The 9781-nt window shown below is 64.9% G+C and carries 10 protein-coding genes, 1 tRNA gene and 1 pseudogene; 3 read left to right on the forward strand and 9 right to left on the reverse strand.

The genetic code is table 11. From position 1 onward, the window contains the following. A pseudogene (locus JaAD80_RS30965) lies at positions 1 to 244 on the forward strand (hypothetical protein); the annotation flags it as partial. A 19-nt stretch (positions 245 to 263) separates the two neighbouring features. Here the strand turns inward: JaAD80_RS30965 and JaAD80_RS26680 are convergent. After that, positions 264 to 641: a VOC family protein gene (locus JaAD80_RS26680; protein ID WP_102299064.1), complete on the reverse strand. Its 378-nt coding sequence runs from the start codon at positions 639 to 641 to the stop codon at positions 264 to 266. Continuing rightward, the gene (locus JaAD80_RS26685) at positions 638 to 1429 is read right to left on the reverse strand and encodes an alpha/beta fold hydrolase (RefSeq protein ID WP_102299066.1); all 792 of its coding nucleotides are present in this window, start codon (positions 1427 to 1429) and stop codon (positions 638 to 640) included. Before JaAD80_RS26685 ends, JaAD80_RS26680 begins: the two co-directional genes overlap by 4 nt. Positions 1430 to 1764: 335 nt before the next feature. On the opposite strand from JaAD80_RS26685, the gene JaAD80_RS26690 reads away from it, so the two are divergent. After that, complete coding sequence (locus JaAD80_RS26690) at positions 1765 to 2154, forward strand: hypothetical protein (RefSeq protein WP_258003203.1); 390 nt, start codon at positions 1765 to 1767, stop codon at positions 2152 to 2154. A 157-nt stretch (positions 2155 to 2311) separates the two neighbouring features. On the opposite strand, the gene JaAD80_RS26695 is transcribed toward JaAD80_RS26690, so the two are convergent. Further along, a tRNA-Asn gene (locus tag JaAD80_RS26695) sits at positions 2312 to 2387 on the reverse strand. Positions 2388 to 2798: 411 nt separating this feature from the next. Between JaAD80_RS26695 and JaAD80_RS26700 the strand changes: the two genes are divergently transcribed. Next, the gene (locus JaAD80_RS26700) at positions 2799 to 3506 is read left to right on the forward strand and encodes a GntR family transcriptional regulator (RefSeq protein ID WP_102299070.1); all 708 of its coding nucleotides are present in this window, start codon (positions 2799 to 2801) and stop codon (positions 3504 to 3506) included. A 92-nt stretch (positions 3507 to 3598) separates the two neighbouring features. Here the strand turns inward: JaAD80_RS26700 and JaAD80_RS26705 are convergent, their stop codons facing one another. From JaAD80_RS26705 to JaAD80_RS30970, 6 genes are all read right to left on the reverse strand, one after another. Next, a complete protein-coding gene (locus JaAD80_RS26705; protein WP_102299072.1) occupies positions 3599 to 4897 on the reverse strand; it encodes an NCS2 family permease in 1299 nt (432 codons plus the stop codon). Positions 4898 to 4976: 79 nt separating this feature from the next. Next, positions 4977 to 5393 (reverse strand): GtrA family protein, encoded by a 417-nt coding sequence (locus JaAD80_RS26710; protein WP_102299073.1) that lies wholly within the window; start codon positions 5391 to 5393, stop codon positions 4977 to 4979. A 113-nt stretch (positions 5394 to 5506) separates the two neighbouring features. Beyond that, positions 5507 to 6985, reverse strand: coding sequence for a cytochrome c (locus tag JaAD80_RS26715; RefSeq protein ID WP_308410652.1), 1479 nt, complete (start codon positions 6983 to 6985; stop codon positions 5507 to 5509). Further along, positions 6982 to 8640: a GMC family oxidoreductase gene (locus JaAD80_RS26720; protein WP_102299074.1), complete on the reverse strand. Its 1659-nt coding sequence runs from the start codon at positions 8638 to 8640 to the stop codon at positions 6982 to 6984. Before JaAD80_RS26720 ends, JaAD80_RS26715 begins: the two co-directional genes overlap by 4 nt. Beyond that, complete coding sequence (locus tag JaAD80_RS26725) at positions 8637 to 9302, reverse strand: sugar dehydrogenase complex small subunit (RefSeq protein ID WP_102299075.1); 666 nt, start codon at positions 9300 to 9302, stop codon at positions 8637 to 8639. The genes JaAD80_RS26720 and JaAD80_RS26725 overlap by 4 nt, the downstream gene beginning before the upstream one ends. A gap of 182 nt (positions 9303 to 9484) precedes the next feature. Continuing rightward, on the reverse strand, positions 9485 to 9781 hold a 297-nt coding region (locus JaAD80_RS30970), incomplete at its 5' end, for a hypothetical protein (RefSeq protein WP_219726890.1).

Consider the following 9781-nt stretch of genomic DNA (forward strand, 5'->3'; position numbering starts at 1 on the left):
GGCATCGCGTCCTGTGACGGCGGCGCCAGGCGACAGCGACGTTGCCTTGCTGACAGCCATGGTGGCGCACGCGCAGCGCCAGGACGGCACAGCGGCGCCCATGCGCGACGTGGTGCTGCGCCGGGAAGAAGAGGAAACGGCCAGCCTGCTGCAGCGCTGCAAGCAGCTGGGCGTGATCGAAGCCATGCTGTGCCGCTCGCGTATCTGTTCAGGCCGCTGGGACAGCGATCCCGCCTGCCACTGACGCTCTTCGGCGCTGGCGCTCAGGCGCGCTCGGACACTTCGATCAGGTTGTGGTCCGGGTCGCGCAGGTAGATGGAACGGATGGGCCAGTTGGCGCCCGTGCGGGCCACCGGCCCCTCTTCGATGGCCACGCCCAGGCTGGCCAGGCGGGCGATAAAGGCATCGAGCGGCACGGCGGCGATGAAGCACAGGTCGAGCGAACCGGGCGTCGGCAGCGCGGCCTTGGGCAGGAATTCCTTGCCATGCTCGTGCAGGTTGATTTTTTGTGCGCCGAACCTGAAGGCGTGGCGCCCGGCACCGAAGGTCTCCAGCCGCATGCCCAGCACGCGCGTATAAAAATCGATGCAGGCGGCCTTGTCGCGGGTCGTCAGCACCAGGTGGTCCAGGCGATCAATCATGTTGTCCTCGGTTGAACAGGCGCGTCCATGCGCCCCCTTAAAAATCCATCCATCAGCGCCAGCAGCGCTTGCGGCTGTTCCTGGTGCGGCGTGTGGCCGCACTGCTCGACCATGGCCGGCATGGCGTTCAGCGCCCGCGCCACGATGCTATCGACCTGGGCGGCGCTGCCGTACTGGTCCTCCGTGCCCTGCACCACCAGGGCCGGGCACTCGATGGACGGCAGCAGGTATTCGATGTTCCAGAACTGGAAGCCATAGCTGAGCCAAGTGTCGGACCAGGCCTTGAAGATGCTTGCCGTCTTGTCGCCATGGTATTTCGCCAGCGCGCGCAGCTTGCCCTCACCGAAGGCCGCGTCCGCCGTACGGATGCCGTCCAGGGTGACGTTTTCCACGAACACATGCGCCGCTTCGGTGATGATGCCGCGCAAGCGCGGCGGCTGCTGCGCCGCATAGATGAGAGCGATGCTGCCGCCGTCGGAATGGCCGACAAGAAAATGGTCCTGGCCGGGGATCAGCGCGGCCAGCACCTGCGGCAGCTCGCCCAGCGCATAGTCGTGCAGGTAATGGATCCGGCGCCGCGCCGCCAGCGGCGATGACTGGCCATAGCCAAGGCGGTCATACACCAGGCCACGGCAGCCGGTAGCCTGGCAGAGCTGCGCGGGAAAATCCTTCCACATCGCGCAGCAGCCCAATCCCTCGTGCAGGAAGACCAGGCAGGGCCTGGCGGGATCACCCTCGATCAGCTCGTAATAGATATCGGTTTCGGCGCTCAGGTTCAGTATCGGCATAGGCCAGGCTCGCAAGGATTTCCGCATGGGCAGGATAGCGGGATCCATTGTGCCATTGTCCTGCCCGGCACGCGCGCCGCCCCTGAAAAATAGCTTGTTGGAAACGACCTTGCGGCCTGCCCGTCCGCTGTTTGCGCCAGCACAAGATTGCAGTGCATTTCCGGCGTCCATCCGTACTTTAGGCCCTGGAGCGCGCCTAGAATGGGTCACTCCAACCACATGGAAACGACGGCTACCTTATCAGCCATGACGTGACACCGGCGTCACGCAACAGATAGGGCGTCTTGCCGCACGACGACAGGCGCGGCGTCCAAACTATCGATATGGAGTACATCATGGAAATGAAAGTGGGACAACAACACCAAACCGGCAGTAACCTGGCACTGGAAGAAACCGATGCGCCAATGGAACAGGAAGGCCAAAGCGCCCAAGGCGCCGCCGCCCAGGACCTGAACCTGAGCGCCGCCGCCTTCACCACGTATTACACGTGGACGGCCAACGGCGTGCATCCTTCGGTCAACTTCGCGAATGCCAACGTGAAAGCCAATTCGCGCGTGCTGCTCAACATCAGCGAATATGCCGCGACTCCGCAGGACCGTTTCATCGGCTCCGCGCGCATGGCCGTGTACAACATCGCCCCCTACAACGGCGGCTTCCGGGCGTGGGTGGATATCTCGTGGGGCAGCCCGCTCAAGGTGCGCTTCGACGTGTTTGTCGATCCCTGATGCGGGGCAATCCGCACACTGCCTGCGGCCTGACACCATCAGCGCCGCGGTGAGCGCCATCGGTCATCGGTGACGGCAGGAAGTACTGTGCGGAAAGCGGGTGTGGAAAACAAAAAGGGCCACGTGTTGCCACGTGGCCCTTTGCTACTGCTTTTTCTGGCTCCCCGACCTGGACTCGAACCAGGGACCTGCGGATTAACAGTCCGTCGCTCTACCAACTGAGCTATCAGGGAAAGGAGGCCGAATTATATACGTCAACATTTCTCCTGTCCAGTTGCAATCCGCAGGGCGGCCGCAGACCGGCTGGCGGCGGCGATGCGCCGGGCGCCCGAGGGTTGCCTCGCCTTGGCGCGGCGCATCCGGTTTGCGGCAGCGTGCCCGGCAGCGTGAACCACGGCTGCCCCAGGCCTGGGGCAGCGCAAGCAGCGTAACCCGAGGTAACCGTTCATTACGCCATACGGAGCAAGCACACATCGAACGGCAGCGCCCGTCTGCGCGGCGTGGCGCAAGATAGTAGAATAGCCTGGCCTTCGCAGCATGGAAGGCTGAACGGCATGCTGGCGGCGCGGGCATACTGCACCCTGCCCCATCCGCATGCGCTTGCGAGGTCCATCCTCGCTCCTGGCTTACTGCTCTCACCTGACATGACCGAATCAAGCGCACCAGCGGTGGAAAAGTCCAATAGCGGCGACAGCTCGGCCGGGATTGCCGAGCATATGGCGGCGGCCATCGTGGCGCGCCAGCTGCCGCCCGGCACCCGGCTGCGCGAGGAAGCGCTGTGCCGCCTGTATGGCGTCAGCCGCACCAAGATCCGCGCCGCCCTGCTGATCCTGTCGAAAGATAAACTGATACGCATGGTGCCCGACAAGGGCGCCTTCGTCAGCCAGCCCACGGAGGCGGAAGCGCGCGACATCTTTGCCGCCCGCCGCGTCATCGAGGCGGCCCTGGCGCGCGAGTTCGTCGCGCGGGCCAAGGCGGCCGACTACCGGATGCTGGAGCGGCATCTGAAGGCGGAACGCCAGGCGCTGAACCACGCCACGCCGCTGCGCTCGCAACTGCTGGGCGACTTTCACGTGCTGCTGGCCGACATCGCCGGCAATGCCGTGCTGCGCGACATCGTGCGCGAACTGGTGGGCCGCAGCTCGCTGATCACCATGCTGTACCAGTCCGGCCACGACGCGGCCTGCTCGTGCGACGAACACGGCCGCTTTCTCGACGCGGCGCGCAGCGGCGACGCCGACCTGGCGGCACGTTTGATGGTGGAACACCTGGCGCACGTGGAAGCGGCCTTGCGCTTCGACGGCAAAGCCGGCAACGACAGGAAAGACCTGGTGGCGGCGCTGCTGATGTAGGCGGCGCCAGCCAAAAAGGCCTCCCCTGCTGACGCACGGGAGGCCTTTTCCTCAAGCAATTCACTTGCCGGCGAGCCGGCTATTCGCCCACGCTACTCACCCAAGTAGATAAACTTGAACAGGAAGATGGCGGCGATGATGTAGGCCACCACGGACACCTGCTTGCCCTTGCCCGTCAACAGTTTCAAGACAGCATAAGTGATGAAGCCGAAGGCCACGCCGCTGGCCACGGAGTACGTAAATGGCATCATCAGGGCCGTGATGGCGGCAGGAATGCTTTCCGTGCTGTCATCCCAGTCGATATAGGTCAGCTCGCGCAGCATCAGGCACGCCACGTACAGCAGCGCGGGCGCCGTCGCGTACGGCGGCACGGTGTGCGCCAGCGGGGCGAAGAACAGGCTGCCCAGGAACAGCAGCGCAACGGCCACGGCCGTCAAGCCCGTGCGGCCACCGGCCTGCACGCCGGCCGCGCTCTCGACGAAGGCGGTGGTGCTGGACGTGCCCAGGCAGGCGCCGGCGGCAATCGCCGTGCTGTCGGCCAGCAAGGCCTTGTTCATGCGTTCCATCTTGCCGTCTTTCAGCAAGCCGGCGCGGTTGGCCACGCCCATCAGGGTGCCCGTCGCATCGAACAGTTCGACCAGAAAGAACACCAGCACCACGTTGACGATGCCGATCGACAGCGCGCCCATGATGTCGAGCTTGAACAGGGTCGGCTCGATGGCCGGCGGCGCCGAGACGATGCCGTTGAACTGGTTGCCGCCGAAGAAGAAGCTGGCGATGGTGATGGCTAGAATGCCGATCAGGATGGCGCCCGGCACTTTCAGGCGGTCCAGCGCGACGATGATGAAGAAACCGAGAATGGCGAGGATGGGCGCGGCCTGGTGCAGGTCGCCCAGGGCGATGATGGTGGCGGGATTCGACACCACCACGCCAGCGCTTTTCAGGGAAATGATCGCCAGGAACAGGCCGATCCCGACCGTGATGGCCGTGCGCAGCGCGGGCGGGATGCTGTTGATGATCATCTCGCGCACCTTGAACAGGCTCACCAGGATGAACAGGCAGCCGGAAATGAAGACGGCGCCCAGCGCCACTTCCCAGCTCATGCCCATGCCCTTGACCACCGTGTACGAGAAATACGCATTCAGGCCCATGCCCGGCGCCAGCGCGATCGGATAATTCGCGTACAGGCCCATGATCAGGGTGCCGATGGCGGCCGCCAGGCAGGTGGCGACAAAGACGGAGTCTTTCGGCATGCCGGCGTCGCCCAGGATGGACGGGTTGACGAAGATGATGTAGGCCATCGTCAGGAACGTGGTCAGGCCGGCCAGCAGCTCCGTGCGCACATTGGTCCCGTTGTCCTTCAATTTGAAATAGCGTTCCAGGAACTGCATGATTAACCCCTTGATTTGGTAGAACCGGGCGCCTGCGTGTGGCCAGTGCGCCTCTTTTTATTGCTTGCTGCCCCTGCGGCTATTTGCCCGCGGCGCCGGCCGGCTTGAACGCCCACCAGCGGCTGCCGGCGAAATTCCACAGCAGGCCGATGCCGGTCGCCAGCACCTGCGCCAGCCAGTAGTACCAGCCCAGCTGGTGTACCAGCAGCCACATCAGGCCCGTGTTGATGCACCAGCCGATGGCCAGCAAGGTGAAATACTTGCCGGCCGCCTCGCCGTGCCCCTTGTCGCTTTTAAAGGTGAAAAAGTAATTGAGCAGGTAGTTGACGACGGAACCGAGGATATAGCCGATGCCGGAAGCAGCGGCGGCGCTGATGCCGGCCCATTCGACGCCGCTCCACAGCACGCTGTATTGCACAGCCGTGCCGGAAGCGCCGACGGCGGCAAAGCGCAGAAACTGGTGATGCAGGGCATGCGAGGTGGTCGAGGAAGACATGGTCAATTTTCAAATGGGCGATGGCGGGCCAGGCAAGAATAAAAAATGGCTACGATTGCTCGTAACCATTTTTCAGCCTGCATTTTACTGCAAGTTGCGCCCAGGGTTCAGATTCACGTCCGCCGGGCCGCTTGCGCCCGATGCTGGCGACGCCGGCGCAGCCACACAAACAGCGCGATCAGCAGCAGGATGCCTACGCCGCCGGCGGGCAGCATGAACGGCTGCAGACGGGCCAGCACGGGCTTTTCGCCGCCGCTGCGCGCCTGCGCCACGTACGCGGGTGTGACGGACACGTCCGGGTTGCCATATTGCTTGAGTACATAGTTGGCAATGGAGGCGATCTGCTCGTCCGTCAGCGGCTGCACGTAGGAGCGCTGGTCGAAACGCGGCATGAAGGCTTCATGCTCTTCGCCTTCGATCTTGCGCTCGACGCCGAACAAAATGGCCGAGACCAGGTTGGCCGGCGTATTGCCGCCCGTCGCCGTATTGTGGAACAGGGCCGGATAGGCCTGCCCCGTGCTGCCGGCGCCGCTGGCCGAATGGCAGCTGGCGCAGTAGCCGGAAAACAGCACGGCGCCGCTGTTGAGCGAGTGATGCTCGGTAGAACCGGCCATGCCGCGCAATGCCGATTCTTCGCTGGCCGCGCTGCCATGGCTGAACGCCGCCTTCGTCTGCCCCGGCGCGCGCACGGGCGGCACCGTGCGCAAGTACGCCACGATGGCGGCCACGTCGTCGTCGCGCAAAAACTGCAGGCTGTTCTGGATGGCTTCGGCCATGCCGCCCGCCGCCTGCCCCTTGCCTTCCACGTGGCCCGTCTTCAGGTAAGCGGCGATTTCCGCATCCGTCCAGGCGCCAATGCCGCTGACCTTGTCGGACGTGATGTTCGGCGCATGCCAGGAACCGAGCGAAGCGCCTGCCAGGGTCTGGCTTCCAATTTCCGCCATCAGCATATTGCGCGGCGTGTGGCAGGCGCTGCAGTGCGCCAGGCCTTCGGCCAGGTAGGCGCCACGGTTGATCTGCGCGCTCTTCGCCGGGTCCGGCACGAAGCGTTTATTGTCGAGGAACAAGGTGTTCCAGCCCAGCATCGACAAGCGCACATTGAACGGGAATGGCAGGGCCGTCTGGCGCGCCGCCTCATCGACCGGTTTGACGGCCTGCATGAAGTAGTAATACAGGTCGCCCACGTCCGCGTCCGTCAGCATCGCATAGCTGGTGTAGGGCATGGCCGGGTACAGGTGGCTGCCATCGGCGCGCACGCCCTCGCGCAGGGCGCGCGCAAAGTCGGCTTCGCTGTAGTGGCCGATGCCGCCTTTTTTCGACGGCGTGATATTCGTCGCGTAAATCGTGCCCAGCGGCGAATCGATGGCATAGCCGCCGGCATACGGCTTGCCGCCGGCTGCCGTATGGCACGCCATGCAATCGGCGGCGATGGCCAGGTAGCGGCCCCGCTCCAGGCGCGCATCGGGCTTGGCGGCGGCGGGCACGGCCGGACGGTCCGGCGTCAGGGTGACGGGCGGCACCGCTGCGGCAGCGTGCGCGGCCAGCGGCATGCCGGCCGCCAGGGTCAGGCTCAGTAACAAATGGCGCATCATGCGGCCTCCCTTGCCAGGGTACGGGCGATGTCGTCGGCCGCGCGCAGGCCCAGCGCGGCCATGCTGAGGGTGGTGTTGACCACGCTGGCCGAGGGCATGGCACCGCCGCCGGGCAGCCACAGATTGGCGTGGTCGTGGGCGCGGCAATTGCCGTCGACCACGGAATCGGCGCGGTTGCTGCCCATGATGACGCCGCCCATGATGTGGTTGTTGGCGTTCAGGCTGTCGGTGATATGGAATTCCACGGCGCCGAACAGCTTGCCGATGTGCTCGAGCTGGGCATGCGCGGCCTTTGCGCCATTGCGCACATAGTCGCCCACATCGTAATAAATGTCCGGGCAGGCCAGGCCCAGCGGGTCCTTGCGCGTCTTGCTCAGGGTCAGGCGGTTGTGCGCTTCCGGCAGCGGCTCCAGGCTGATCGACAGGTCCACGCCAAACGCGGCGCGGCGGCGGATCTCGTCGTCGAGGTCCCTGCCCACCAGGCCCAGCTTCAGCGACTGCTGCGTGGCCGGTCCGACCCTGGTGATGTTATTCAGGATCATCTTGTTGGCCGAATACTGGCTGCGGAAGGCGCCGTCGCGCGGGCCCACCAGGCAGCTGCTCTGCGCGGGACCACGGCCCGTCCAGATCGGTTCATTGGCGAGGAAGGTACAGTGGAAACCGGAGTGGTCCATCATGTTGCGGCCCACCTGGTCGGAACTGTTGGCGATGCCGTTCGGGTTGTTTCGGTTGGCCGCCAGGAGTAAAAGGCGCGGCGTCTCGATGCCGTTGCAGGCAATCACGAACGCCTTGCCGGTAGCCATGTGCGACTGTTTCTTGGCGTCATACCAGTGCACGGCCGTCACGCGGTTGTTGTGGTCCGTGTCGATGCGGTAGACGACAGCCTCGGCCAGCACGCCCGCGCCCTTCAGCTCGGCCCGTTCCACGTGGTGGATGCCGTTGTACATGGCGCCGATGGGGCAGATCGGCTGGCAGTTGTTGTTGCCGCAGCAGGTGGGACGGCCCTGCCACGGACGCGTCGAGCGGCCTTGCGGAATCGGCACGGAACGGTAGCCGTGCGGGTTGACCACTTCGGCAAAGCGCTTGTCGCCATAGCCCCAGGGCACCATGTCCATCGGGTAAGGCGCGCTGCGCTCGCTTGGCGACTGCAAGGCCGGATCGTTGGGGCCGGCCACGCCCATTTCCTGCTCGGCGCGGCAATAGTAGGGTTCCAGCTCGGCGTAGGAAATGGCCCAGTCGCGCCCGACGCCGTAATCGCTTTTCATGCGCATGTCGGACGGCAAATGGCGCCAGCACGACGCGGCCCAATGCCAGGTGGTGCCGCCCACCGTGCGCAGATAGCCCTGCTGGAAACTGCTGCCGCTGGGGCCGGACAGTTCCACGTAGTTATTCTTCGGGAAATACAGGGGCGCGGGGGCGTTTTCCGCCTGCGGATACAGGCCCTGAAAGTCGGAACCGACACGGTTCTCGAATGGCATGTTGCGCCAGTTCTCCACGGCTTGCCCCCGTTCGATGCGCAAGCCCGCTTCCAGCATGATCACGGAATGGCCTTGCGCGGCCAATTGATCGGCCATCATGGCGCCGACCACGCCGGAACCGACGATGACGACATCGGCGACGACGTCGCCATTACTCTTGAATTGGGGTGATTTCATTTTGCTTGCTTGCCTTTGGTTTCGGGAGTGCCGGTGGTGGCCGGTGCGGGCACGGGTTTGGGTGCCACGGGCGCGGACACGCCCACGGCCGGCGGCGCCTTGAGCCACCACAGGGGGCCATAGTTGCAGTACGTGGGCACGACCTGGCCATCGGCCACCGTGCGGTACATCAGCGCTTCCGCATAGGCGACGACGATGGATTTGCTGCCTTGCGCCGCATGGCCGGTGACGGTGCCCGTGTACCAGGCGGCCACGATGGCCAGCGCCAGTTCGCGCAGGCCCGCATCAGCGGCGGTGGCGGCCGCCAGCAAGGCCTTGGCTTCCTGGCCCGTGACGACCAGCGCGCCCAGCCGTGGCAACTGTTCGGCGAAGCCGGGGACGTTGCTGCGCATGGCTTGCTCGATGCGCGCCGCCGTGCCGGCGGACAGATCGCGGTGGCCCGTGATCGTCTGCGACAAGGTGTAGAACAGCATGGTGGCGGGCGCCGGCCCGCTGGCCGGTGCACTGGCCGGCGCCGGCATGGCGGCCGACAGGGGATTGCTCCAGAAGCCGGCCTGGGCCAGCAAGGCGGCCAGACCGATCAGGGCGTGGCGACGGCCGAGGCTGGGAAGCGAGGAAGGTGAAGCGGATGCTGCAGATGGTTCGTTGCCTGGATGATTCATGAGACGAGACTCCCGCAAGACTTATTGTTTTGTTGACTTGGATGGTTGCGTTAAATCGCATTTAAACAAATGCAATTCGTCTCGTCATTATCCTACATAAATAAATTGTTTGCCAATGTAGTATTACTACCGTGACAGCATGGCCCGCAGCGCAGGCCGCAGCGTTGCGCTGCGATGCCGTCTTAGCCCGGCGCGCCGGCCAGCTGGAATGCCAGGCCTGGCGAGCCGCCCAGGCGGTAGCGGAAGTCCAGCACGCTGCCGCCCGCCAGCAGCGGCTTGCCCGGCAGGGCCAGGGGCAGATTCAAGCTGCAGTCGTAATCGCCCAGCATGATGTCGCCATGCACGCGGATGCGCGTCAACAGGCGCGGCGCCCCGTCCAGCACGTCAGGCAAGCGGATGCGGGCGGCAGGCAGGCTGTCGCCCGTGTCGTCCTGCCAGGCACGCAGCGCGTCCGCGTCCAGGGTGAACAGGCGGCCCCA

Source organism: Janthinobacterium sp. AD80 (assembly GCF_002878455.1).
Classification (GTDB): Bacteria; Pseudomonadota; Gammaproteobacteria; order Burkholderiales; family Burkholderiaceae_D; genus Janthinobacterium.